Source organism: Pseudomonas sp. BLCC-B112 (assembly GCF_028550695.1).
Lineage (GTDB): Bacteria > Pseudomonadota > Gammaproteobacteria > Pseudomonadales > Pseudomonadaceae > Aquipseudomonas > Aquipseudomonas danubii.
Window position 1 is genome coordinate 702,860 of the sequence record NZ_JAQQGK010000002.1, and the last position, 25,776, is coordinate 728,635.

The 25,776-nt window shown below is 63.0% G+C and carries 21 protein-coding genes; 12 read left to right on the top strand and 9 right to left on the bottom strand.

Translation table 11 applies throughout. The annotated features are described in order from the left end of the window. Positions 1-66: 66 nt before the first annotated feature. A complete protein-coding gene (gene metR / locus PQT43_RS08855) occupies positions 67-984 on the top strand; it encodes a transcriptional regulator MetR (protein ID WP_102860993.1) in 918 nt (305 codons plus the stop codon). A 41-nt stretch (positions 985-1,025) separates the two neighbouring features. On the opposite strand, the gene PQT43_RS08860 is transcribed toward metR, so the two are convergent. The 5 genes from PQT43_RS08860 to PQT43_RS08880 form a co-directional block, all read right to left on the bottom strand. Further along, positions 1,026-1,529, bottom strand: a complete 504-nt coding sequence (locus tag PQT43_RS08860) for a GNAT family N-acetyltransferase (protein WP_102880995.1) — start codon at positions 1,527-1,529, stop codon at positions 1,026-1,028. A gap of 29 nt (positions 1,530-1,558) precedes the next feature. Then, positions 1,559-2,197 (bottom strand): LysE family translocator, encoded by a 639-nt coding sequence (locus tag PQT43_RS08865; RefSeq protein ID WP_110594917.1) that lies wholly within the window; start codon positions 2,195-2,197, stop codon positions 1,559-1,561. A gap of 22 nt (positions 2,198-2,219) precedes the next feature. Further along, complete coding sequence (locus tag PQT43_RS08870) at positions 2,220-2,654, bottom strand: NUDIX hydrolase (RefSeq protein WP_102880768.1); 435 nt, start codon at positions 2,652-2,654, stop codon at positions 2,220-2,222. Between the two features lie 100 nt (positions 2,655-2,754). Then, a complete protein-coding gene (locus PQT43_RS08875; RefSeq protein ID WP_102880769.1) occupies positions 2,755-4,101 on the bottom strand; it encodes an HD domain-containing phosphohydrolase in 1,347 nt (448 codons plus the stop codon). Positions 4,102-4,277: 176 nt separating this feature from the next. Further along, positions 4,278-4,550, bottom strand: coding sequence for a type B 50S ribosomal protein L31 (locus PQT43_RS08880; RefSeq protein ID WP_102860452.1), 273 nt, complete (start codon positions 4,548-4,550; stop codon positions 4,278-4,280). A 311-nt stretch (positions 4,551-4,861) separates the two neighbouring features. Here PQT43_RS08880 and PQT43_RS08885 point away from each other — a divergent pair, with 311 nt between their 5' ends. From PQT43_RS08885 to PQT43_RS08900, 4 genes are all read left to right on the top strand, one after another. Then, the gene (locus tag PQT43_RS08885) at positions 4,862-6,481 is read left to right on the top strand and encodes an FMN-binding glutamate synthase family protein (protein WP_102860451.1); all 1,620 of its coding nucleotides are present in this window, start codon (positions 4,862-4,864) and stop codon (positions 6,479-6,481) included. A gap of 62 nt (positions 6,482-6,543) precedes the next feature. Continuing rightward, positions 6,544-6,828, top strand: a complete 285-nt coding sequence (locus PQT43_RS08890) for a putative quinol monooxygenase (protein ID WP_272753727.1) — start codon at positions 6,544-6,546, stop codon at positions 6,826-6,828. A 427-nt stretch (positions 6,829-7,255) separates the two neighbouring features. After that, positions 7,256-7,846, top strand: a complete 591-nt coding sequence (locus tag PQT43_RS08895) for a papain-like cysteine protease family protein (RefSeq protein WP_102860448.1) — start codon at positions 7,256-7,258, stop codon at positions 7,844-7,846. Between the two features lie 8 nt (positions 7,847-7,854). After that, the gene (locus tag PQT43_RS08900) at positions 7,855-8,448 is read left to right on the top strand and encodes a hypothetical protein (protein ID WP_272753728.1); all 594 of its coding nucleotides are present in this window, start codon (positions 7,855-7,857) and stop codon (positions 8,446-8,448) included. A 101-nt stretch (positions 8,449-8,549) separates the two neighbouring features. Here PQT43_RS08900 and PQT43_RS08905 read toward each other — a convergent pair whose 3' ends face one another. Beyond that, a complete protein-coding gene (locus tag PQT43_RS08905; RefSeq protein ID WP_272753729.1) occupies positions 8,550-9,971 on the bottom strand; it encodes an amino acid permease in 1,422 nt (473 codons plus the stop codon). 491 nt (positions 9,972-10,462) lie between these two features. Here PQT43_RS08905 and PQT43_RS08910 point away from each other — a divergent pair, with 491 nt between their 5' ends. The 3 genes from PQT43_RS08910 (at position 10,463) to PQT43_RS08920 (ending at position 15,090) form a co-directional block, all read left to right on the top strand. After that, complete coding sequence (locus PQT43_RS08910) at positions 10,463-13,570, top strand: transglycosylase domain-containing protein (protein ID WP_272753730.1); 3,108 nt, start codon at positions 10,463-10,465, stop codon at positions 13,568-13,570. 165 nt (positions 13,571-13,735) lie between these two features. Beyond that, positions 13,736-14,308, top strand: a complete 573-nt coding sequence (locus PQT43_RS08915) for a PadR family transcriptional regulator (RefSeq protein WP_110594923.1) — start codon at positions 13,736-13,738, stop codon at positions 14,306-14,308. Next, a complete protein-coding gene (locus PQT43_RS08920) occupies positions 14,305-15,090 on the top strand; it encodes a siderophore-interacting protein (protein ID WP_110651357.1) in 786 nt (261 codons plus the stop codon). Before PQT43_RS08915 ends, PQT43_RS08920 begins: the two co-directional genes overlap by 4 nt. Positions 15,091-15,252: 162 nt before the next feature. Here the strand turns inward: PQT43_RS08920 and PQT43_RS08925 are convergent, their stop codons facing one another. Continuing rightward, positions 15,253-15,921 (bottom strand): Pr6Pr family membrane protein, encoded by a 669-nt coding sequence (locus tag PQT43_RS08925; protein ID WP_110651355.1) that lies wholly within the window; start codon positions 15,919-15,921, stop codon positions 15,253-15,255. A gap of 8 nt (positions 15,922-15,929) precedes the next feature. Next, on the bottom strand, positions 15,930-16,160 hold the full coding sequence (locus tag PQT43_RS08930; RefSeq protein ID WP_019093117.1) for a VF530 family DNA-binding protein: 231 nt from the start codon (positions 16,158-16,160) through the stop codon (positions 15,930-15,932). Between the two features lie 265 nt (positions 16,161-16,425). Between PQT43_RS08930 and PQT43_RS08935 the strand changes: the two genes are divergently transcribed. Then, positions 16,426-18,465, top strand: coding sequence for a TonB-dependent receptor (locus tag PQT43_RS08935; RefSeq protein ID WP_272753731.1), 2,040 nt, complete (start codon positions 16,426-16,428; stop codon positions 18,463-18,465). Between the two features lie 66 nt (positions 18,466-18,531). On the opposite strand, the gene PQT43_RS08940 is transcribed toward PQT43_RS08935, so the two are convergent. Continuing rightward, positions 18,532-19,920 (bottom strand): aminotransferase-like domain-containing protein, encoded by a 1,389-nt coding sequence (locus PQT43_RS08940; protein WP_213665889.1) that lies wholly within the window; start codon positions 19,918-19,920, stop codon positions 18,532-18,534. 310 nt (positions 19,921-20,230) lie between these two features. Here PQT43_RS08940 and PQT43_RS08945 point away from each other — a divergent pair, with 310 nt between their 5' ends. The 3 genes from PQT43_RS08945 (at position 20,231) to PQT43_RS08955 (ending at position 25,572) form a co-directional block, all read left to right on the top strand. After that, complete coding sequence (locus PQT43_RS08945; RefSeq protein ID WP_272753732.1) at positions 20,231-21,433, top strand: benzoate/H(+) symporter BenE family transporter; 1,203 nt, start codon at positions 20,231-20,233, stop codon at positions 21,431-21,433. A 227-nt stretch (positions 21,434-21,660) separates the two neighbouring features. Beyond that, positions 21,661-23,034: a carbohydrate porin gene (locus PQT43_RS08950; protein ID WP_272753733.1), complete on the top strand. Its 1,374-nt coding sequence runs from the start codon at positions 21,661-21,663 to the stop codon at positions 23,032-23,034. 117 nt (positions 23,035-23,151) lie between these two features. Continuing rightward, the gene (locus tag PQT43_RS08955; protein WP_123394044.1) at positions 23,152-25,572 is read left to right on the top strand and encodes a glucose/quinate/shikimate family membrane-bound PQQ-dependent dehydrogenase; all 2,421 of its coding nucleotides are present in this window, start codon (positions 23,152-23,154) and stop codon (positions 25,570-25,572) included. Positions 25,573-25,776: the final 204 nt, after the last annotated feature.

A 25,776-nucleotide genomic window follows, 5' to 3' on the forward strand; every position in this document is an offset into this window, starting at 1 on the left:
CTCGGGCAACATGAGACAAACTCAACCTTTTCGTGTTGATCACAAAATTTACTCATGGAGATCCTGGTGCTCGAAATCCGTCACCTGAAGACCCTGCACGCCCTGCGCGAAGCCGACAGCCTGGTTGAAGCCGCCGAACGCCTGCACCTGACCCAGTCCGCCCTGTCCCACCAGTTCAAGGAACTTGAAGAACGCCTGGGCATGCCACTGTTCGTGCGCAAGACCAAGCCGGTGCGCTTCACCAGCGCCGGCCTGCGCCTGCTACAACTGGCCGATGCCACCCTGCCGCTGCTGCGCGGCGCCGAACGGGACATTGCCCGCCTGGCCGGCGGCACCGCCGGCCGCTTGCACATGGCCATCGAGTGCCATAGCTGCTTCCAGTGGCTGATGCCCACCATCGACCAGTTCCGCGACGCCTGGCCGGAAGTGGAGCTGGACCTGGCCTCGGGCTTCTCCTTTGCACCGCTGCCAGCGCTGGCCCGGGGTGACCTGGACCTGGTGGTGACCTCCGATCCCCTGGAACTGGCCGGCATCACCTATGTGCCGCTGTTCACCTACGAAGCCATGCTTGCAGTGGCCAACCAGCATCCCCTGGCAAGCAAGCCCTACATAGTCCCGGAAGACCTGCTGAACGAAACCCTGATCACCTATCCGGTGGAGCGGGATCGTCTGGACATCTTCACCCGCTTCCTGGAACCGGCGGACATCGAACCGGCGCAGGTCCGCACCTCGGAACTGACGGTGATGATGATGCAGCTGGTGGCCAGCGGCCGCGGGGTGTGCGGCATGCCCCATTGGGCCCTGCATGAATACAGCTCACGGGGTTATGTGAAGGCCAAGCGCCTGGGTGAAAAGGGACTGTTCGCCACCCTGTACGCAGCGATTCGCGCCGACATGCTGGACGCGCCCTACATGCGTGACTTCCTGCTGACCGCCAAGGACACCTCGTTCTCGACCCTGGATGGCGTCAGCGCTGTACGCTGAGCGCCACCCTCACGCAGGCGCCGGCTGGCCAGCGAGCAGGATCAGCGTGGCACTTCGCGCCACATGTGGATCTTGTCGAGATAGTCCTCCCCCACGCACACCGCCTGGGGTTCGAGCCCGAACTGGACAAAGCCGCAGCGCTGGTACACGGACAGCGCTGCGTCATTGCCCGCCGTCACTGTCAGTTGCACCAGGCGCAGGCCTTCATAATCGGCCGCCTCTGCCAGTAACCTCTGCACCAGTTGATAACCCAGGCCGCAGCTACGCTGCTCGCCCGTGACGTAGAGCCCGAAAAGGGTCGCCTTGTGCCGGGCTTTCTCGCGAAGTTCAAAGGCCAGGCCGACAATCCCCAGCAAACGCCCCTCGGAAAAGGCCCCCAGCAGCAAGTCCAGTTCGCCATCCAGGCGTGCGGCCCACCAGGCCAGTGGCAGCTTTTCCCGCTCCCTGACGCTGGAAGTGAACGCCTGGGGATGGCGCTCATAGGCTTCGAGCATCAAGGCCCGGTATTGCGCGGCATCGTCAGGAGTCAGGTGTTGGATCTGCAGGCTCATGCGAGATCGTCAGTCCGTCATGTTCAGTTGGTACGGCGTTGTTCGAACATCAAGCGCACCGCCAGCCCCGCCAGCACGAACCCCATGAAGTAACGCTGGACCGAAAGCCAGGTGGGGTTGCTGGCGAACCAGGAGGCAATGCCTGCGGCAAACAGGGCAATCAGCAGGTTCACCGAAAAGCTCACGCTGATCTGGGTCAGGCCGAGAATGAGGCTCTGGGAGAACACCGAACCGTGCTCGGGATGAATGAACTGCGGAAAGATCGACAGGTAGAACACCGCGATCTTAGGGTTCAGGGCGCTGGTCAGAAACCCCATGATCACCAGCTTGCGGGGCGAGTCCACCGGCAACTGCTGGGCTTCGAACGGCGATCGCGCGCCAGGCTTGAGCGCCTGCCAGGCCAGCCACAGCAGATACAGGGCACCGGCCCACTTGAGCACTTCATAGGCCATGGGCACCGCCATGAAGATCGCGGTCAGGCCCAGTGCAGCGGCAAAGAGGTGGACGAAAAAGCCCGCCACGACGCCCAGTAACGACGTCACCCCGGCCTTGCGCCCCTGGCAGATCGAACGGGAAATCAGGTAGATCATGTTCGGGCCTGGGGTCAGCACCATCAGCAACGAGGCCGCGGCGAAAATCAGGTAGTCGTGAAGTGGGATCATGGCAGTCCTTGGCAACGGGAGGTCAGGCGAGGCTCGCCTGGGCCTTGCGATAAAACGGCAAGATCAGATCCCGTGTCAACGGCGCCAGAAACAAATCACCATCGCTGGCCGGATCGATCCAGCGCACCTCCTCGATCTCCGCCGCCGGGGTCACCGCAGTGTCGATGCGAACAAGAAAGACCTCCGCCTGCACCACATGGCCGGGCTCGTTGGCGGCCGGTGCGCAAAACTGTTGCAGATAGCGGGCCTGGCTCGGATCGATGCGCAGGCCCAGTTCCTCTTCCAACTCTCGGGCCAGGGCCAGCACCGGCGGCTCGCCGGCTTCGATCTTGCCACCAGGCTGCATGAAGGCCTGGGTGCCGCGTTTGCGCACCAGCAGGGTCTGGCCATCGGCCCCCAGCAACAGGGCGGCGGCGATACGGATGACGGAGGGTGCAACGGCGGAGGGCAGCGACATGGGGACCTGGACACCTTGAGAACGAAGGCGCAAGGATCACATGCCCGGCAGCGGGTCGTCATCCGCCAGCGGTATATTTCCCGTCGTTCCAGGGTGTTTCTCAGGTGCCCGACTGCGGCTCTCGCGCCAGCTTGACGAACACGCTGTAACGGGCGCCTTCCATGGTTTCAAAGGCGATCAGTTTGTCCACCAGAGGCTGGCTCAGCACCTTGCCGGCGTTGAGCAGAAGCATGCCGTTGTCGGCATTCAGGTTGCGCGCCAGCAGCATGCCCGCCGCCAGCTCCCGGGTGCCCAGGACCTTGACCGAAGGGTCGCCCAGGGTCACATCGCTGAGGTACACAGAACACACTTGGATAAACCCCTCCACCAACTCGGGGTCGTACAGCCGGCCGGCGTATTTACGGATGAACACCAGGGCCTCGTCGCTGTTCATGTGCCGTTCGAGAATCAGCCCGCACTGCAGTTCGATAAAATCCACCGCCAGCTTGAGCAGCCGCGAGCCCAGGGGAATCGCCTCGCCCTTGAGGTGATCGGGAAAGCCGCTGCCATCCCAGTGTTCCTGGTGATGGCGGATCAGGCGCGCCGCATCCTGCACCGGTTCCAGGGTCATCAGCAGCGATTCGCTTTGCGCCGGATAAGCCCGATAGCGTTCACGCTCATGGTGGTGCAACCAATCGGCCGGGGTGATCATCATGCTGTCGCTCCAGCTCAGCTTGCCGATGTTGTGCAGGGCCGCGGCCATGGCCAGGTCGCGCTGCGCCACGGCGTCGATGCCGTGGATCTTGCAGTAGGCACGCACCAAATCGATGATCCGGCGGTTGGTCTGCTTGTCGCTCGGCAGACGTTGGTTCACCAGCAGCGAGAACAGCTCGGCGCCCGTGGCATAGCTGTGCTTGAGCTCCTCATAGGCCAGGTCCAGCATGTCGGCGGTTTGTTGCAGCTCCGCGGTGCGCGACGCGACGCGTTTTTCCAGCTCGGCATTGAGGGCCTTGAGCTGAGTGTTCTGCTCTTGCGCCAGAGCCTCCAGGCGCTGGCGCTCACGCACGGAATGCTGATGCTCCAGCGCCTGGCGCAAGGTCAGCAACAGTTCCTGATCATCCCAGGGCTTGCTCAGGTAACGGTAGATTTCCCCTTCATTGATCGCCTTGGCGATCAGTTTCAGGTCCGGGTCACCGGTCAGCAGGATGCGCGTAGTGTCCGGATAGTGCTGATGAATGCGCGCCAGCAGGGACGGGCCATCCATCTGCGGCAGATGGGCGGCGCTGATTATCAGGTCCACCTCCCGGGTGGCCATGACCTTCAGGGCTTCGCTGGCGTCGTGGGCAAGGTGCAGCACGTAGGAATGAGCACTGAGCAGTTGGTGCAGGCGTTGCAGGATCGCGTCCTGGCTGTCCACCAACAGAACCTCGGGCTGGCGTGTGACTGTGGCAACGTTCAGCTCACCCATGAGACACCTCGGGTCAACATCGATGCACATGTCCTTCATTCTTTTCACTGGCAACACTGATCCTTGTTGCCTGATTCAAGCGTAGAAGCATTTCCGAGGGGGATGATGGCTTTTTAACACCATCCGTCCGCTGAAAGAGCTCCAACGGACGGCGGCGAGAATGGAGGCCAATGACCTCACTTGGCAGCGGCTTTACCGCTGGAACCGAAGGAGGCAAAACGTTTGTTGAAGCCAGCGATACGGCCTTCGGACTGGGTCTTGCGTTGCTGGCCGGTGTACACCGGGTGCGAAGCGCTGGACACATCCAGGGTCACGTAGGGATAGGTCTGGCCATCACTGTGCTGGTAAGTGCGGTCGGTATCGACGGTAGAGCCAATGAGGAAAAACACGTCGGCGGCAGTATCGTGAAACAGCACGGGGCGGTAGTCAGGGTGGATGTTGGGTTTCATCGGAGTCTCCAGCGGCTGGGGGTGAAAAACAATGTTATACAGTAACAATAAAATCCTCTTTAAACGAGAACTTATCGCAATAAGCTTCTACAACAATGGTCTGACTCCTGCCTCGTTCCCCCGATTCAGGCTTGCCCGTAAGGCCCCAGCGGGCCAGTATGCTGGGCTGCAACGCTCTGACACAGCCGTGAATTCCTATAAGAAATGCCTGTGCAGCCCACCGTCCCAGCCGTTCGGTGTCGCTGTCGATTACCCGTTATCAAGGCACCCGGTGCCTGATTGACCTGATGAGTCCGAACCAAGGAAACCGTATGAGCCTGTCACTTCTGAGCCGCTACGCCTTCTTTGCTGCCTGCGTGATATTCACCCTCGCCAGCCTGCCCTTTCTCGAACACGACTGGCTCTGGCCATTCACCCTGGTCACTGGCCTGCTGAGCCTGCTGGGGATCTTCGATCTGCTGCAAAGTCCCCACGCGGTACGCCGCAACTACCCGATCCTGGGCAACATCCGTTACCTGGTGGAAGGCATCCGTCCGGAGATCCGCCAATACCTGCTGGAATCCGACAGCGACGCCCTGCCCTTTTCCCGCGCCCAGCGCTCCCTGGTGTACTCGCGGGCCAAGAATGAAAGCGCCGACAAACCCTTCGGCACCCTGATTGATGTCTACCAGTCGGGCTTCGAGTTCATCGGCCATTCCATGCGCCCGGCGCCCTTGAGCGACCCCAGCAGTTTTCGGGTCACCGTCGGCGGCCCGCAATGCACCCAGCCCTATTCGGCCTCGGTATTCAACATCTCGGCGATGAGCTTCGGCTCCCTGAGTGCCAACGCCATCCGTGCCCTGAACCAGGGTGCCAAGCTCGGCAACTTCGCCCACGACACCGGTGAAGGCAGCATCAGCCCCTATCACCGTGAACACGGCGGCGACCTGACCTGGGAACTGGGCAGTGGCTACTTTGGCTGCCGCACCGCCGACGGCCGCTTCGACCCCGAGCGCTTCGCCACCCAGGCGCAGAACCCGCAAGTGCGGATGATCGAGATCAAGATGAGCCAGGGCGCCAAGCCGGGTCATGGCGGCATCCTGCCCAAGCACAAGGTGACCCAGGAAATTGCCGACACACGCGGCATCCGCATGGGCGAGGACTGCATTTCGCCGTCGAGCCACAGTGCATTTTCCACCCCGATCGAAATGATGCATTTCATCCAGCAACTGCGTGAGCTGTCCGGCGGCAAGCCGGTGGGCTTCAAGTTCTGCCTGGGCCACCCGTGGGAATTCATGGGCATTGCCAAGGCCATGCTGGAAACCGGCATCCTCCCGGATTTCATCGTGGTCGACGGCAAGGAAGGCGGCACCGGCGCAGCCCCCGTGGAGTTCACCGACCACATCGGCGCGCCCATGCGCGAAGGCCTGCTGTTCGTCCACAACACCCTGGTGGGCCTGAACCTGCGGGACAAGATCAAGCTCGGTGCCAGCGGCAAGATCGTCAGTGCCTTCGACATCGCCAGCGTCCTGGCCATCGGCGCCGACTGGGCCAACTCGGCCCGGGGCTTCATGTTCGCCATCGGCTGCATCCAGTCACAAAGCTGCCACACCAACAAATGTCCCACCGGTGTCGCCACCCAGGACAACCTGCGCCAGCGTGCCCTGGTGGTGCCGGACAAGGCCCAGCGGGTGTACAGCTTCCACCGCAACACCCTCAAGGCCCTGGCCGAGATGCTGGCCGCCGCCGGCCTGCAGCACCCGTCGCAACTGGAAGCCAAGCACCTGGTGCGACGCATGTCGGCCACCGAGATCAAGCTGTTCTCCCAACTGCATGTGTTCCTCAAGCCCGGCGAATTGCTCACCGGCGAAGTCAACGGCGAGTTCTACTCGCGCATGTGGCAATTGGCCCGGGCCGACAGCTTCGAACCCAATACCCAAGCCGCCGCTTAAGCACGTCTGTCCAGGCCTCCCCGGCTACCTGGGGAGCCTGACGACTCACAAGGAAGATTGGAATGCTCAAGGTTATCGCTGAAGACTTCATCAAACCCGAACACCTGGAAACCGTGCGCCCGTGGTACGCCGAACTGGTGGAAAAAACCCGCCAGGAACCGCTGTGCATCGCCTACGATCTGTTCGTCGATCAGAAAGACCCCGGCCACTTCATCTTCGTCGAACAGTGGCCGGACCGCGCCGCCCTCGACGCTCATTGCAAAACCGAACACTTCACCCGCCTGGTACCACAGATCAACGCCTTTCAAGCCCGCGAATGCCGCGTGCTGCTGATGGACGAATTCTAGAAGCCGACATCCTCCCGATGCTTGACCGGACCACCGAAAGCAGACCGAACCACCACTGACCTTTCGCAGTTCCAGCATGCCCTTGCTGTCTTTCGAGCAACTGTCCCAGCAACTGCCCGGCAGCCACGGCACCCTGGTGATCATCGACGTCTAGCCTCACTCGGCACTCGACAAGGGTTCACAACCCGGACCGGGGCCGACTGTGGACGCCCCCTTTATCAGGGACATTCACGCTCGCCACAATGCACAAACGCATAATTAAATTGCATTGACGCATACCTCATCTAAGGTTGCTTGCAGACCCGGCCAGCGCACGCCATCGAGGCTGGCGCCGCGCAGCACCCAGCGCCGGGTCCGGCAACTTGCTGTAGCCCAGATGCCACAGCGACACCAGCCGGAGGCTGGTTTTCACTCATGGAGGATGAACATGTTAAGCACCACCTTGACCCCCACCGGCAACCCGCAGGCCCTGCCCCAATGCCTGGCCGGTACGCTGATCGATCCGCAACTGGCTGAAATCGACCCACGCGCCGAGGCTGCACCCCAGGCCGGCGCCCGACTCAATTTCAGCGTGCAGCCGCAAACCCAGAGCAACTGGTGCTGGGCGGCACTGTCGGCATCGGTCGGCAACTACTACGGCACCGGCTCCTGGACCCAGTGCGGGGTGGCCAATGCCGAATTGGGCCGCAACTCCTGCTGCAGCCAGCCCGGACCGTGCAACGTCTACGGCTACCTGGACTCGGCCCTCAGAACCACCCGCAGTTATGGCGGCATGCGGGAAAACCGGATGCAGATGCCGGCCATCGAGAACCAGCTCGGCATGGGCCGTCCCGTCGGCCTGCGTTGCGCCTGGTATGGCGGCGGCGCGCATTTCCTGACGATCTACGGCACCGATGGCAGCTACATCCTGGTCGCCGACTCCATCTTCGGTTACTCGACCCGTGCCCTTAACAGCTTCCCCGGTTCCTACAACGGCGGCGGCAATTGGACCCACACCTACTTCACCCGGAAAAACTAGGAGGCGTCATGCAACTGACTTACCCCAAGGCGCCCACCCACGGCGTCCAGACCTTGCACCCGGCACTGCAGGCAGCCCTGCGCACCCAGGGTTTCGGCGTCAACCGCGCCTTTGCCAATGCCGGCACCCTGAGCCTGTCCCAGGCATTTCGCGGCTACGCCCTCAGCCTGGAGGACCTGGCCAACGGCAAGGGCCTGGACCAAGCCACGACGGGGGACTGGCATTACCTGGTGTTCGCCGGCGGTGTATCCATCGCCGACGCGCAACTGACGGAAGTGGCCGGCAAGGTCGAGTTCGCGGCGCTCAATCACGGCGCTCTGGCGGCGTCCACCATCAGTGCCCTGAACCTGGCGGAACAGGCCCCCCTGCTGCAGGGGAAATCCTGCGAGTTGAGGTTGCTGTTCATCCCGGCGTTGCAGGTGACGGCGATCTGGCTGCACGCAGCCGATGCCGAAGTGCTGATTCCCATCGACCCCACCCCGGCGAACCTGGCGGCCCACCAGCTCTATGACGAAGCGACGCTGTTGAGCCTGCTGACCCCCTTGGCCCGACAAGCCAAGGCGGTTTTCGATGCCGATACCAGCGGCACCCTGGGAGGCTGAACCGAGGCAAAAAAAATCCGGCGGCCCTGGCGGGACGCCGGATTCTTCTGTTCAGGCCGTTGGCCCGGGATGCTCAAGACAAGAGCTTGCCGAGCGAGGGATCACGACGCCGAACGCACCGCACCCTGTTGGGCGTTGGTGGGCTGCAGCTTGAACAGGTAGAACAGCACAGTCAGCAGCACCAGGAACGCCGGGCCGACATACAGCGCCACGCGGGTGTCCGGGAAGTAGGCCATCAGCCCCACCACCAGTACCAGGAACGCCAGGGCGAAGTAGGAACTGACCGGGTACAGCCACATGCGGTATTTCAGCGCAGCCCGCTCGCTCGGGCTCAGGCCTTTGCGGAACTTGAGCTGGGCCAGCAGGATCATCACCCAGGTCCAGATCGCCCCGAAGGTGGCGATCGAGGTCACCCAGACGAACACTTTCTCCGGCACCAGATAGTTCATCAGAACGCCCAGCAGCAAGGCGAAGATCGACAGCAGCAGCGCGCGACGCGGCACGCCGTTGCTCGAGGTCTTGGCGAAGCCGGCCGGGGCCTGGCCGTTCTGCGCCAGGCTGTAGAGCATGCGCCCGGTGCTGAAGATGCCGCCGTTGCAGGACGACAGCGCGGCAGTGATCACCACGAAGTTGATGATGCCGGCGGCAGTCTTGATGCCCAGACGCTCGAAGGTCATCACGAACGGACTGCCCTGGGTGCCGATCTCATTCCACGGGTAGATCGACAGGATCACGAACAGCGCGCCCACGTAGAACAGCAGGATGCGCCAGAACACCGAGCCGATGGCGTTGGGAATGGTCTTCTGCGGGTTGCGCGCTTCACCGGCGGTGAGGCCGATCATCTCTACGCCCAGGTAGGCGAACATCACCATCTGCAGCGACATCAGCACGCCGGTCACGCCATTGGGCATGAAGCCACCGTGGGCCCAAAGGTTGGAAATCCCCAGCGCCACGCCGTCGTTGCCGAAGCCGAAGGCAATGATGCCGACGCCGCCGATCACCATGGCGATGATGGTGACGATCTTGATCAGGGCGAACCAGAACTCGAACTCACCGAAGGCCTTGACCGCGATCAGGTTGATCGAGCCCATGCTCACCAGGGCCGCCAGGGCCCAGATCCAGCGCGGCACATCGGGGAACCAGATGCCCATGTACACCGCCACCGCCGTGATCTCCGCGACACAGGTCACCAGCCACAGGAACCAGTAGTTCCAGCCGGTCAGAAAACCCGCCAACGGGCCCAGGTAGTCTTGTGCGTAACGGCTGAAGGAACCGGCGACCGGGTTATGCACCGCCATCTCGCCGAGGGCGCGCATGATCACCAGGATCGCCAGGCCGCCGATGATGTAGGACAGCATGATGGCCGGACCGGCCATTTCGATGGCCTTGGCCGAGCCCAGGAACAGGCCGACGCCGATACAGGCGCCCAGGGCCATCAAGCGAATATGCCGTTCGCCCAGTTCGCGTTTCAGCGGGCCGCCCTGAGCGGTCTCGCCGTGGGGCAGTTGGTTGCCAACTGACATAGAGATACAACCTCATTTTGTTATTGGATATGAACCACCGAGTCTGCGAAGCCATGGCGGATAGCCGCAGCTTGCTCAACCGTACCGGCCTTGTGGGGCGGCGCGTCTGTAGGACAAGACCTGCCAGATCAGCGGGGTGCGCAGTATAAAAAGCTCCCGACAGGGCTTTTCACTCTATAAGTAGCTAAATTCAGAGAGAAATCTCGGCAAATACCGCTTTCGCGGAGAAGCATTACCTGCTTTTTGCCCTTAAACCTCACTCGGAAAGGGCCCGGAGTATTGCACAGCCCTGGTGCATCGTCATGCCCCTACCTAGGGCGTATTTACCTGGAAGAAGGCTCTATCACAGCCCTTTCCCACCGGTTCCTGATCAGCCCTGCGGCCGCGACCCGGTTCCAGGCCCCATTGCTTTCACAATTTCTTCTGCCGCGGCTACCACCGACTAAGCTTCAGACAAGTCCGATCAATCTGCGTGAATGGATCAATCGACTATGGGCGCTCTGTGGCAGACCGATTCGCGTAAAAACGCAGTGCCAAACCACAGCGAGGACGAAGCGCCTTTACCCAAAAAACCCAGGGCCTACCGTTATGCCTGGCGCCTGTTCTGGCTGCTACTGCTGATCACGCTGATCGCCCTGGGTGTCGCCGCCACCCGGGAAATGCGTACCTCCAAGCTCCAGGCCCGGGAATTCAGCAAGCTGGCTCAAGACTTGAGCTATTCCCTGCAACCAGGCCCCAGCGACGCCATGCTCTATCCCGGCGCCGGCCCCTTCGACCGGCGTCTGGGCTATAGCGCCCTGGGCGAGTTCCTGCCGCGTCTGCTCAAACGCGGCTACCTGATCGACGCTCAGACACGGTTTTCCCCGGCATTGATGGACTACAGCAAAAACGGTTTTTTCGTGCCCTATACCGAGAAAATCCAGGCCGGCCTGTCCATCACCGATTGCCGCGCCGCGCCCCTGTATCAATTCAATTACCCACAACAGCTGTATGCCAGCTTCAACCATATTCCGCCCCTGATGGTGCACAGCCTGCTGTTCATCGAGAACCGCGATCTGCTGGACCCCAAGCTGGCCCAGGCCAACCCGGCGGTGGACTGGCCGCGCTTCGCCAAGGCCGCCTGGTCCCAGGTGGCCAAGCTTCTGCACCTGCCCGGGCAGACCGCCGGCGGCAGCACCCTGGCCACCCAGCTGGAAAAATACCGCCACTCCCCCGATGGCTTGACGGTGTCCGGCGGCGAAAAGATCCGCCAGATGATTTCCGCCAGCGTGCGCGCCTATCAGGATGGCCCGCAAACTCTGGAGGCCCGACGCCGGATCGTCCGCGATTACCTCAACAGCGTGCCGCTGTCGGCGGTTCCGGGCCACGGCGAGGTACATGGCATGGCCGAGGGCCTGCGGGTCTGGTACGGCGCCGATTTCGATCAGGTCAACCAGGCCCTGTCCAGCAACGCCACCGATGCCAGGAGCCTGGCCCAGCGCGGCCTGGCCCTGCGCCAGGTGCTGTCGCTGATGATCGCGCAACGCCGCCCTTCCTATTATCTGGTCAAGGGGCACGCCGAGCTGGCGGACCTCACCGACAGCCATATCCGCCTGCTGGCGCAGAACAATGTCATCGATCCCGCCCTGACCGCCGCGGCCCTGGCCAGCAAGGTCAGCTACCGCGACTGGCAGCAGCAACCGACGATCCAGCCGATCGAAACCAACAAGGGCATCAGCGTGGCCCGCCGCCGTTTGGCAGCGCTGCTCAACCGCCCCTTGTACGACCTGGACCGCCTTGACCTGTCGGCCACCAGCACCTTGCAGAGCGACCTGCAGCGCCAGGCCACCGAGTACCTCAAGCAGCTCGCCGACCCGGCTTTCGCCGCGCAGATCGGTGTGCTCGGCGAGCGCCTGCTGACCCCCACCAGCACCACGCAAGTGCGCTACAGCTTCACCCTGTTCGAACTCACCCCCGACGGCTCGCGGGTGCGGGTGCAGACCGACAGCACCGACCAGCCTTTCGACATCAACGAAGGCAGCAAGCTGGAATTGGGCTCCACCGCCAAGCTGCGGGTGCTGACCACCTACCTGCAGATCATTGCCGAGTTGCACGACAAGCACGCTGGGAAAACCCCGGCCGAGCTGAAGAAGTTTGTGGTCAACGACCAGGACCGACTGAGCCGCTGGGCCCTCGACTACCTGATGCAGAACAGCGACCGCAGCTTGCCGAAGATGCTCGACGCGGCCCTGGACCGCACCTACTCCGCCAGCCCCGGCGAAGCCTTCTTCACCGGCGGCGGGTTGCATCACTTCAACAACTTCCGCAAAGAGGACAACGGCCGCAGCCCGACCCTGCGCGATGCCCTGCGCGAATCCATCAACCTGCCGTTCATTCGCCTGATGCGTGACCTGGTGCGCTACAGCACCTACGGCGGCGACAGCAGCAGTGCCGAGTTGCTCAAGGACGACGCCAACCCGCGGCGCCAGGAATACCTGGCACGCTTCGCCGACCACGAAGGCACCTCGTTCCTGCTGCGGTTCTGGAAGAAGTACCGCAACAAGGACACCCAGGCACGCCTGGACACCTTTCTCGACGGCATGCACCCCACGGCGATCCGCCTGGCTGCCGTGCACCGCTACCTGCTGCCGGACGCCAGCCAGGACAGTTTCAATCGCTTTGTCCGGGCCCATATGAAAAACGCCAAGACCGCCGAAAAACTCACCGACGAGCGCCTGGACAAGCTCTATGCCGGCTATGGCCCGGGAGCCTATGACCTGCCGGACCAGGGCTACATCGCCAAGGTCCATCCCCTGGACCTGTGGCTGCTGGGCTACCTGATGAACAACCCCGACGCGACCTTCAGCCAGATCGTCAAGGCCAGTGAGTTCGAACGCCAGGAGGTCTACAGCTGGCTGTTCAAGAGTCGCCATCGCAGCGCCCGGGACAGCCGCATCCGTACCATGCTGGAAGTCGAAGCGTTCCTGGATATTCACCAGCGCTGGCAGAGCGTCGGTTACCCGTTCGACCACCTGGTGCCCTCCCTGGCCACCGCCATTGGCAGCTCCGGCGATCGTCCGGCGGCGCTCGCCGAACTGGTGGGCACCATCCTCAACGACGGCGTGCGCCTGCCGTCCCTGCGCATCGACAGCCTGCACTTTGCCGCCGGCACGCCTTACGAAACCCGCCTGAGCAACGACCCTGGCAAGGGCAAGCGCGTGATGCCTTCGGAGGTCGCCACGGCGCTGCGCGGGGCCCTGTCACAGGTGGTGGATGCCGGTACCGCGAAACGGGTATCCGGCAGTTTCAAACTGGCGGACGGCACGCCACTGGCCATGGGCGGCAAGACCGGTACTGGCGACAACCGCATCGAGGCCACTGGTGCCGGCGGCCGGGTGCTGAGCTCCAAGTCCATCAACCGCACCGCAACCTTCGTGTTCTACATCGGCGATCACCACTTCGGCACCCTCACAGCCTACGTGCCGGGGGCTTCGGCCCAGGGCTTCAAGTTCACCTCGGCCTTGCCGGTGCAGGTGCTCAAGGGCATGGCGCCGATTCTCATGCCCTACCTGCAGCCTGGCAGCAGCACCCAGTGCCTGGGCAGCCTCGCCCAACGCTGAATCCCTGCGGTGCCCCGCCCCTCCACGCCACTCCATGGCGTGGATCGCCCGCCCATTGTGATTTTCCATCTCAGACCAACGGCAGCTTTGGATGGCGTAGAAGTGCTTGCGCAATCGTTAAGATATATCTTAAGTTATATCTGAACCGAACAGGAGAAAGAGAAAATGAGAGAGCCCCCTCACCACCGCGAACAGGGTGACGGCCACGACAGTTTCGAGCGCCGTCCCGCTCGCGAACGCGGCGGCCGCGGCCCCCGGGTGTTTGCCCCCGGCGACTTGAAGTTGCTGCTGCTGGCGTTGATCGCCGAGCAGCCCTGCCACGGCTACGACCTGATCCGCCAGATCGAAGGCATGTTCGACGGCGCCTACAGCCCGAGCCCCGGTGTGATCTACCCGACCCTGACCTTTCTGGAAGAAAGCGAAATGATCCAGGGCGACGCCGAAGGCGGAAAAAAGCGCTACAGCGTCACCGACGCCGGTCGTCTTTCCCTTCAGGAGCAGGCCATTGCCCTGGACGGTGTGCACATGCGCATCGAGGTCAGCAAGCGTTCCCTGCGCGGCCACGACCGCCCTGCAGAAATCCATGAGGCGGTGCACAACCTGCGCCACGCCCTGCAAATGCACCATGGGCGCTGGAGCCCGGAAGAAATCCTCCGGGTGCGTGACCTGCTGAACAACACCGCCAAGGCCATTGTCGATGGTCCTGTCAGCCACACTGCCCAGGAGAAATCCGAATGACTGCAACCCCAGAGCCATCCATTCACCGGGTCATGCACGAGATCAAGCGCCGGCGCCTGGAAGTCTTGCGCGTCGTCGACCTGACCCCGCGCATGCGCCGCATCACCCTCGGCGGGCCTGAGCTGGCCGGTTTCATCAGCCTGGGCAGCGACGACCATGTAAAGCTGCTGTTCCCGCAGAACGCCGAACAGCAAGCCGCCCTGGAAACCCTGGTGCTGGGCCCGGGCAAGGACAGCGGACCGATGCCCGCCATGCGCGACTACACCCCGCGCCGCTACGACCTGGAACAGGGCGAACTGGACATCGACTTCGTGCTCCATGGCGACGGCCCCGCTTCGACCTGGGCCGAGCAGGCCAAGCCGGGACAGTACCTGCACATCGGCGGGCCGCGGGGGTCGATGATCGTGCCGGACATCTTCGACAGCTACTTGTTGATCGGCGATGAAACGGCCCTGCCCGCCATAGCCCGACGCCTGGAAGAACTGCCGGCCGGACGCCGGGTATTGGCGGTGATCGAGGTTCAGGATCGAGCGGAGCGCCAGGCACTGCATAGCGCCGCCGAGGTCGAGGTGATCTGGGTGGAGCGTGATGGCGGCGCGCAGGACCTGATCAGCACTGTGCGTCAGTTGCAGGTCCCGCAAGGCAAGCTGTATGCCTGGGTGGCCACCGAGAGCAAGGTTTCGCGCCAGGTGCGTCGGGTGTTGCTGGATGAGCACCGGCTCGACGACGAATTCGTCAAGGCTGCCGGTTACTGGCGCCTGGACGGCAGCGAAGCAGAATAACCCCGCCTCACGGTAGGAACTGGCACGCTAGCGAAGGCGATCTCAAGGCCCCCTTCGCCGGCAAGCCGGCTCCTACGGAGTGACCGGGAATGCATTTCCCTTGTAGGAGCGGGCTTGCCAGCGAAAGCGGTCTCAAGGACCCCGTCGCCGGCAAGCCGGGGCCTACCGGGGTGGCGCCGGGCGCTTGCCCAGCCAGCGATCCAGGCCCAGCAACAACAACGACACCAGGACGAATCCCGCCAATATGCCCAGGGCATTGAGCAGCACTTGGGGATAGCCGAGCTTGTCCACGGCGATAAAAGGATAGGGGTACAGCCCCAGCACATTCCCGCGCAACAGCAGATAGGCGAAATACAGTATCGGATAAAGCATCCATAAGCCGACGTGCCTCAGCCGCAGCCCACCCTTGGGCACACAGCACCACCAGTAGATCAGGAACAGCACCGGCATCACGTCGTGCAGCAACTCATCCGCCAGCCATTGCCAGCCCTGGGGATGCCACAGATGACGCAACAGCAGGCTGTAAGCCAACCCCACCAGGACAATGCTCGCCGCTACCGCGCCACTGACCGCCGGATGCAGCATGAACGCCTGCCCCCGGGAAATCCGCAGATTCAGGGCACAGGTCAGCACACTGGCCACCAAGGTATTGCTGAGTACGGTGAAGAAGCTGAAGAAGTTCACCAGCCCACCCAGCAGGCTGGCCCCGGCCTCCCAGCGCAACAACAGAATCAGGTACAGCTGAACCGTCAGCCCCAGCCAACCCAGCACTGCGGCAATGGCAATCAGCCCGCGTCGGCTGAGCAGCCCCTGCAGCGATACACCGGCCATGGAATTCCTCAGAGCGGACGCTTGGTGCGCTGCAACTTCACGTAGAGCTTCTCGACCTTTTCTCGTGCCCAGGGCGTCTTGCGCAGGAAGGTCAGGCTCGACTTGATGCTCGGGTCACTTTTGAAGCAACGGATATCGATGCGCTCGGCCAACCCCGACCATTCGTAGTGTTCCACCAGCGCCTTGAGGATCTGTTCCAGGGTTACGCCATGCAGCGGGTCGGTGTGGGTGTCGGTCATGCCAGGCCTTTGCGGGAAGAAAATAGGGAAAGCCGCGCACCTTAGCCGAGGGCATGCGCCCGCGCCAGAGCGCTGTTTTAACTGTAGCCGCCGTAGACAACCACGGCGATTGAGCATGAGAAGCAAAAAGTTCCTGGCTTTTCGCGATAAAAGAGATGTTATATTGTATCAATCAATAACAACTCACCCGCATCCTGGGCACCCCCGTGTCCTGCCTGTTTTCTGACTCAAAGCGCGCTGCGCAACGCTTGCCAAGGAATGACCGATGTCCCTTTCAGTCCCTCGCCCTTCCCGCTCTTTACTGTGGCGCCTGTCGCCGCTGTCCGCCGCCTTGCTGATTGCCTCCCAGGCCCAGGCCCTGGATTTGCCCCAGCAAGTCATCACCGCCAATCCTCTGGGCAGCACTGAGCTGGCCGCCCCCACCACCGTGCTGGAAGGCGATCAACTGACCCTGCAACAGAAAGGCAGCCTCGGTGAAACCCTGAACAAGCAGCCGGGTGTGTCTTCGTCCTACTTCGGTCCCGGTGCCAGCCGCCCGGTGATTCGTGGCCTGGACGGTGACCGCATCCGCATCCTGCAAAATGGCGTCGGTGCCCTGGATGCCTCGTCGCTGTCCTACGACCACGCCGTGCCTCTGGACCCGGTCAACGTTGAACGCATCGAAATCGTTCGTGGCCCGGCAGCCTTGCTGTACGGCGGCAACGCCATTGGCGGGGTCATCAACAGCTTCGACAACCGCATTCCCATCGAAGCCATCGAGGGTATTCACGGGGCCGGTGAACTGCGCTACGGCGGCGCCGACACCACCCGCAGCAGCGCCGGCAAACTGGAAGCCGGCGACGGCACCTTCGCCCTGCACCTGGACGCCAACTCCCGGCAGTTCAATGACCTGAAGATTCCTGGCTACGCCCGCAGCCGCCACGCGCCAGCGAGCGAAGATGGCGACGGCAAGAAAGGCCGCCTGGGCAACAGCGACGGTCGCCAGGACGGCGGCGCCATCGGCGGTTCCTATACCTGGGACGACGGTTATGCCGGCCTGTCCTACAGCAACTACGACGCCAACTACGGCTCCCCCGCCGAAGACGACGTGCGTATCCGCATGAAGCAGGATCATTACGCCTTTGCCTCAGAGCTGCGCAACCTGCAGGGCCCGTTCAGCTCGCTCAAGTTCAACGCCGGCTACACCGACTATGAACACCGGGAGATCGAAGGCGGTGAAACCGGCACCACCTTCAAGAACAAGGGCTACGAGGCGCGGGTCGAGGCTCGGCACCTGCCCATCGGCCCGCTGGAAGGGGTGATCGGTGCCCAGGTCAATCGCAACGAGTTTTCCGCCCTGGGTGAAGAAGCCTTCGTGCCGAAGACCGATACCAACAGCGGCGCCCTGTTCATTCTTGAAGAACTGCAAGCCACCGAGCGCCTGAAACTCAGCCTCGGCGGGCGCCTGGAACACACCACCGTGGACCCGGACGGCAAAGGCAACGAGCGTTTTGCCCAGGCCGACAAGTCCAGCAGCTTCACTGCCGGCAGCCTGTCCTCCGGCGCGGTCTATACCCTGACGCCGGTCTGGTCCCTGGCCGCGACCCTGGGCTACACCGAACGCGCCCCGACCTTCTATGAGCTGTATGCCAACGGCGCCCACGTCGCCACTGGCACCTATGAGCTGGGCAACGCCAAGCTGTCCAAGGAAAAGGCCGTGTCCAGCGACCTGGCCCTGCGCTTTGACAACGGCACCCACAAAGGCAGCGTCGGGGTGTTCTACAGCCACTTCTCCAACTACATCGGCCTGCTGGGCACGGGGCGCACCCTCAACGATGAAGGCGAAGAAGAGGCAGGCGGAATTCCGGAATACGCCTACAGCGGAGTACGAGCACGCTTCACCGGGATCGAAGCCCAGGATCGCTGGAGCCTGGGAGAAAGCGCCTACGGCAAGTTCGCCCTGGATCTGTCCGGCGACTACACACGGGCCAAGAACCTCGACAATGGCCAGTACCTGCCACGCATTGCCCCGCTGCGCCTGAACAGCGGCCTGCTCTGGGAACTGGATCGCTGGCAGGCGCGCCTGGATGTGCAGCATGCCGCCGGCCAGGGCCGAGTGCCGGACCACGAAAGCAGCACCGATGGCTACACCACCTTTGGCGCCAGTGCCGGTTATCGCTTCGATATTGGCCGTAGCCAGTGGCTGGCCTTCGTCAAGGGCGAGAACCTGACCAACCAGACCGTGCGCTACGCCAGCTCGATTCTGCGGGACATCGCCCCGGCCGCCGGGCGCAGTGTGGAAGTGGGGTTGCGTACCACCTTTTAAACCGTTCGCCGGCAAGCCGGCTCCTACAGATCTGTGTAGGAGCCGGCTTGCCGGCGAAAGCGGTTCTCAGCAATAACGTCGCGGGTCCGCCTCGATCAAGCTGGCCAACTGAGTCAGGGCAAAACGCAACTCGTCCTGGGTCGTCGGCGACATCAGCACCACCCTCACACAACGGGAGCTGGCACCGCGTTCCACCTGGAACTGGCTGCCGCTCATCACCAGCACGCCATTGGCTCGGGCCAGGGTGGCGAACTCATCGCCAGTCCAGGGCTCCGGCAAGGTCAGCCACAGGTGATAGCTGTGGGGCTGAGTCTGAATCTCCAAGCCGGCAAACACTTCCCGGGCAATCGCCTGACGCGCCGCCGCTTCGTTGCGCTGGGTCTGCACCAGCTTGCGGTCCAATCCCTCGACAATCACGTTGCTGGCCAATTGCGCGGTCAGGGGCGACGGCATCCACACACTGCTGCGGACCATCGAGCTCAGGCGCGACAGCAACTTCGGCGGGCTGTAGAGATAGCCCACGCGCAACGCCGGCATGATCGCCTTGGACAGGCTGGTGAGGTACACCGAACGCTGCGGCGCATAGCTGGAAAGCGGTTTGATCGACGGATCGGTGGCGAGAAAGCCGTAGATATCGTCGTCGATGATCAAAAAGTCGAACTCTTCGGCAATCGCCGCAATCTGCGCCCGGCGCTGGGGTGACATGATCGCCGTGGTGGGGTTCTGGCAGCTGGCGACGCACACCAGCAGCGCCGGTTTTTCCCGCAGGCACTGCTCGCGCAAGGCCTCGGGAATCATCCCCTGCTCGTCCATCGCCACGCCCCGCAGGCGCCGCTCCAGGCCGTGGGCCACGGAGATGATGCCCGGGTAGGTCAAGGATTCGCAGAGCAGCAGATCGCCGGCATTGCTCAAGGCGCTGATGGCCACCATCAACCCGTGCTGGGCACCGGCAGTCATCACCACCTGCTGCCAATGGGCTTCGGGCAGGGAATGGCGCAGCCACTGGGCACCGGCTTCACGATGGGCCGGATGACCACCGTCGGGGGCGTAGTCCAGGGCACGACCGAAATCGCTGCTGCGGGCCATGCCCACCAACGCGCCGCGCAACCAGTACTCCAGGGTTTCGCTGTAAGGCTTGATGATCGACAGATCCAGGGCTTCGGACTGCCCCAGGGACAGCGACGGTGCGCTGGAACCTTCCGGCAACACCAGCGGCGGCTGCGCCAGCACATAAGTGCCTCGCCCCACCTCACCCTGCACCAGGCCACGACGCTGAGCTTCGCTGTAGGCGCGGCTGATGGTGCCGGGGGTGACATTGAGGGTCACCGCCAGCTCGCGCAAGGTCGGCAAGCGGTCACCGTCGTTCAACAGGCCGCTGCTGATATCCCGCGCCAAGGCGTCGGCAATGGACAGGTAGACCGGCTGATTGAACTCGCTTAACTGGGGAACCCACATGGAGGCTGATCACCATCGGCTGCATTGAAGTGGGCCGGAGCATATCACAGGCCAGCATGGCCCCTTAACATCGACTCAATCGACCTATTGATTCGATCATCAGGCAAATGAAATAACCGCAAGCAACTCGAACACTTTATTCATGATCAAGATAAATACTTATAAATTAATAAGTTACACATAAACCCAAAAGACCTCTGGCAAATCCTTCTTGAGAAACAATTGAATCGATTCAATTCATTGAAATACACTCAACCATCGCCAACCCAATCGACTCAATTTTTCTCTCACCCACGCCACTCGAGATGCCATGCACAGTCTCAGCAAGGACCTGTCCCTCTCCGCCGTGATCGCCGGCCTGATCGCCGTGATCATTTCCTACGCCGGCCCCTTGATCATCGTGTTCCAGGCTGCCCGCGAAGCCCACTTGCCCAGTGACCAGGTGTCGTCCTGGATCTGGGCCATCTCCATCGGCAGCGGCCTCACCGGCCTGCTGCTGAGCTGGCGCCTGAAGGTGCCGGTGATCACCGCCTGGTCAACGCCCGGCGCAGCGCTGCTGGTGTCGATGCTGCCCACGGTGTCGCTGCCCCAAGCCATAGGCGCCTATATAGTCGCCTCGCTGATCATTGCCGTGGTCGGGCTGTCCGGGGCCTTCGACAAGCTCATGAGCCGCCTGCCCAAGGCCATTGCCGCGGCCATGCTGGCGGGCATCCTGTTCCGCTTTGGCGCCGAGCTGTTCACTTCGGTCACCCTGCAACCGGCCCTGGTGCTGGCGATGATCGCGGCCTATCTGCTGGGCAAACGTTTCTCGCCACGCTACGCGATCCTGGCAGTGCTGCTGGTGGGCTGCGCCGTGGCCGCCGGCCTCGGCAATTTCAATGGCGGCTCCATCACCCTGGCACTGGCCAAACCGATCTTCACCGCCCCCGAGTGGAGCTGGCACGCCATCGTCAACATCGGCCTGCCCCTGGCCCTGGTGACCCTGACCGGGCAATACGTGCCGGGCATGGCGGTGATGCGCAGCGCCGGCTACACCACCCCGGCGCGCTCGATCGTGTCCTGGACCGCTATCACTTCGGCGCTGCTGGCCCCCTTCGGTTCCCATGGCATCAACCTTGCCGCCATCACCGCCGCCATCTGCACCGGTCGCGAAGCCCACGAAGACAAGGACAAACGCTACATCGCCGGGATCGCCTGCGGCCTGTTCTACATCCTCATGGGGATATTCGGCGCGACCCTGGCCTCGGTGTTCGCCGCCCTGCCCAAGGAGCTGATCGCGGCCCTGGCCGGCCTCGCCCTGTTCGGCGCCATCAGCGCCGGGCTCAGCGGCGCCATGGCCGATGAGAAACAGCGTGAAGCCGCGCTGATCACCTTCCTGGTCACCGCCTCGGGCATGAGTTTTCTCGGCCTGGCCGCCGCGTTCTGGGGGTTGATCTTCGGCCTGGTGGCGCACTTCGCACTGAGCTACACCCGGCAGAAACGATCCCTCGCCGGGGCCACCGCCCCGCGCTGAACCTGCCCGGGCCCGGTGACTGTTACCGAATCCGAAACGGTTCATGTCAATAAAAGCGCTTTCTCTTGATGAGACGGCGCTTTATCCTTAGCCCCCTAATAAAGCTGAACCGTTTCATCTTTCCCTTTGAAATCAGTGGCCTGCCGTCCTCGATCAACCTGTATCGATGCCACGTGCCGCGCCCTTGCTTCTGCCTATTCCTAGAAAAAGACCTGACTCGAATGCCTATGCCTACTTTTCAGCGCCTAAAAGACAGCGCTGTCCTGACTCCCGTTGCCCTGCCCAAGACCCTGAGCCTGCTCGGCGCCCTGGGGTTTGCCGCCTGCGCCCAGGCCGCCCCGGCCTTCGACAGCGACTCGCCCTGGATGCTCGGCGACTGGAACGGCACGCGCACGGAACTGGCGAACAAGGGCTACGACTTCAAGGTCGACTACGTCGGCGAAATGGGTTCGAACCTGCATGGTGGCTACGACCACGACCGCACCGCACGCTACAGCGACCAGTTCGCCTTCGGCAGCCACCTGGACCTGCAGAAGATCCTTGGCTGGGATGACGCCGAGTTCCAACTGACCGTGACCAAGCGCGACGGCGACAACATCAGCAACGACCGGATCAACGATCCACGGGTCGGCGGCTTCACCTCGGCCCAGGAAGTCTGGGGCCGTGGCCAGACCTGGCGCCTGACGCAGATGTGGTACCAGCAGAAATTCTTCGACCAGAAGCTCGACATCAAGGCCGGCCGCTTCGGCCAGGGCGAAGATTTCAACAGCTTCCCCTGCGACTTCCAGAACCTGGCGTTCTGCGGTTCCCAGGTGGGCAACTGGGCTGGCAGCGTCTGGTACAACTGGCCAGTCAGCCAGTGGGCGCTGCGGGTCAAATACCACCTGACGCCAGAGGTCTACGCGCAGATCGGCGCCTATGAGCAGAACCCGTCGAACCTGGACCGCGACAACGGCTTCAAGCTCAGCGGCAGTGGCACCCAGGGCACCCTGTTGCCGGTGGAACTGGTGTGGACGCCCAAGCTCAACGGCCTGGCCGGTGAGTACCGCGCCGGCTACTACTACAGCAGCGCCAAGGCCAGCGACGTGTACAAGGACAGCAACGGCCAGAGCGCGGCCCTGAGTGGCGAAGCCTACCGCAGCAGCTCGAGCAAGCACGGCCTGTGGTTCGGCGCGCAACAGCAAGTCACCAGCTTGGCCGGCGACCATTCCCGCGGCCTGAGCCTGTTCGCCAACGTCACCGCCCATGACAAGAAGACCAACGCCATCGACAACTACGTCCAGGCCGGCCTGGTCTACAAGGGCCTGTTCGATGCCCGCGCCAAGGACGACATCGGCTTTGCCCTGGCCCGGGTCCACGTCAACCCGGCGTACCGCAAGAACGCCCAGGCCCGCAACCAGGCCCGCGCGATCTACGACTACGACAACCCCGGCTACCTGCCGCCCCAGGGCACTGAATACAGCGCCGAGCTGTACTACGGCGTGCACCTGGCCAACTGGCTGACCGTGCGCCCCAACCTGCAATACATCCGTCATCCCGGTGGTGTCAGCCAGGTGGACGACGCGCTGATCGGCGGGATCAAGATCCAGAGTTCGTTCTAAAGCCGCGAGGCAAAAAACGACGCCATTCACAGTTTTCAGCTGAACCAAGCCCGCGCCTGATCGTCATCTACAGTGAAAAAGCGCGGGAACACTCTTAACGTCACGGAGAACCACACTATGAGCACTGAGGGTGCTTCAAGTCCGAGCCGCCGGCTGCCAAGCCTGCTCGGAATCTTGCTGCTGCTAATGGGCCTGGCCTTGCTGGCCGGGGGGATCAAGCTGAGCATGCTCGGCGGCTCGCTGTACTACGTCCTGGCCGGTATCGGCCTGACGCTGACCGGCCTTCTGCTGCTGGCCGGCAAACGCGCCGCGCTGGGCCTTTATGCTTTGGTACTGTTCGCCAGTACCCTCTGGTCGCTGTGGGAAATCGGCCTGGACTGGTGGCAACTGGTGCCACGTCTGTCCCTGTGGTTCGCCCTGGGCGTGGTCCTGCTGCTGCCCTGGTTCCGTCGTCCGCTGCTGCGCGATGGCCCGGCTCCGATCGGCACCGCGGCCTTGAGCGTGGCCGTGGTCCTGGCCGGTGGCGCCGCCATTGGCAGCCAGTTCACCAACCCTGGGGAAATCTCCGGCGACCTGGGCCGCGACAGCACCGACATGGCCAGCACTGCACCGGCCATGCCTGATGGTGACTGGCAGGCCTACGGTCGCACCGAGTTCGGCGACCGCTACTCGCCGCTGAAACAGATCACCCCGGCCAACATCGGCAAGCTGCAGGAAGCCTGGCGCATCCGCACTGGCGACATGCCGACCGCCAAGGACCCGGTGGAGATCACCAACCAGAACACCCCGCTGAAGGTCAACGGCAAGCTCTATGCCTGCACCGCCCACAGCCAGGTGCTGGCACTGGACCCGGATACCGGCAAGGAAATCTGGCGCTTCGACCCGCAGATCCAGGGCCCCAACGGCGACGACTTCCGTGGCTGGGCGCACATGACCTGCCGTGGCGTGTCGTACTACGACGAAGCCAACTTCAAGAACGCCGACGCCATCAGCCAGCCGGCCACCCTGTCCCCAGCGGGCCAGGCCATCGCCGCCAGCTGCCCGCGCCGCCTGTTCCTGCCCACCGCCGATGCGCGCCTGATCGCCATCAACGCCGACACCGGCAAAGTCTGTGAAGACTTCGGCAACAAAGGCGCCGTGGACCTCAAGGCCGGTATCGGCCCGTTCACTCCGGGTGGCTACTACTCCACCTCGCCGGCGGCCATCACCCGCAACCTGGTGATCATCGGCGGTCACGTCACCGACAACGAATCGACCAACGAACCGTCCGGCGTGATCCGCGCTTTCGACGCGCACGACGGTCACCTGGTGTGGAACTGGGATTCGGGCAACCCCGACGAAACCGCTCCCCTGCCAGAAGGCCAGACCTACACCCGCAACTCGCCGAACATGTGGTCCCTGGCCAGCGTCGACGAGAAACTGGGCATGGTCTACCTGCCACTGGGCAACCAGATGCCTGACCAGTGGGGCGGCAACCGCACCGCAGGCGCCGAGAAATTCAGCGCCGGCACCGTGGCCCTGGACATCGACACCGGCAAGCTGCGCTGGAACTACCAGTTCACCCACCACGACCTGTGGGACATGGACGTGGGCAGCCAGCCGACCCTGCTCGACATGAAGACCGCGGACGGCGTCAAGCCGGCGCTGATCCAGCCGACCAAGCAAGGCAGCCTGTACGTACTGGACCGTCGCGACGGCACCCCGATCGTGCCGATCCGTGAAGTACCGGCCCCGACCGGCGCAGTCGAAGGCGACCACACCGCCCCGACCCAGGCCCGTTCGGACCTGAACCTGCTGCCGCCGCCACTGGACGAAAAAGCCATGTGGGGCGCCACGCCGTTCGACCAGATGCTGTGCCGCATCCAGTTCAAGGAACTGCGCTATGAAGGTCAGTACACCCCGCCGTCGGTACAGGGCAGCCTGATCTACCCGGGTAACGTCGGCGTGTTCAACTGGGGCAGCGTCTCGCTGGACCCGGTGCGCCAGTTGCTGTTCACCAGCCCGAACTACATGGCCTTCGTTTCCAAGCTGGTGCCGCGTGCCGAAGTCGCCGCCGACAGCAAGCGCGAAAGCGAAACCTCGGGCGTGCAACCCAACACGGGCGCGCCTTACGCGGTGATCATGCATCCGTTCATGTCGCCTCTGGGCGTGCCCTGCCAGGCACCGGCCTGGGGCTACGTGGCCGGTATCGACCTGACCACCAACAAAGTGGTGTGGAAGCACAAGAACGGCACCAGCCGCGACAGCTCGCCGATCCCGATCGGCCTGCCAATCGGCGTACCGAGCATGGGCGGCTCCATGGTCACCGGCGGTGGCGTGGGCTTCCTCAGCGGCACCCTGGACCAGTACATCCGCGCCTATGACGTGAAAAACGGCAAGGAACTGTGGAAATCCCGCCTGCCAGCGGGCGGCCAGGCCACGCCGATGAGCTACACCGGCAAGGACGGCCAGCAGTACGTCCTGGTGGTCGTGGGCGGCCATGGCTCCCTGGGCACCAAGATGGGCGACTACATCATTGCCTACAAACTGGCGGAATAAGCTTTACCGGCAGGCATGAAAAAGGCGGCTACCTGGGGGTAGCCGCCTTTTTTTGTGTTCTGGGTAGAGATGGACGGTGTACATATCCATTGCTGCGGGTGTGGCTACTGGCGGTTCCGCTCTTACAGCCATCCCTTTCAAGGTCTTCTCGTTTTAGCTGCCTTGATGACCCGATCGGTTGAAACATGTGCATTTATTGCCGTC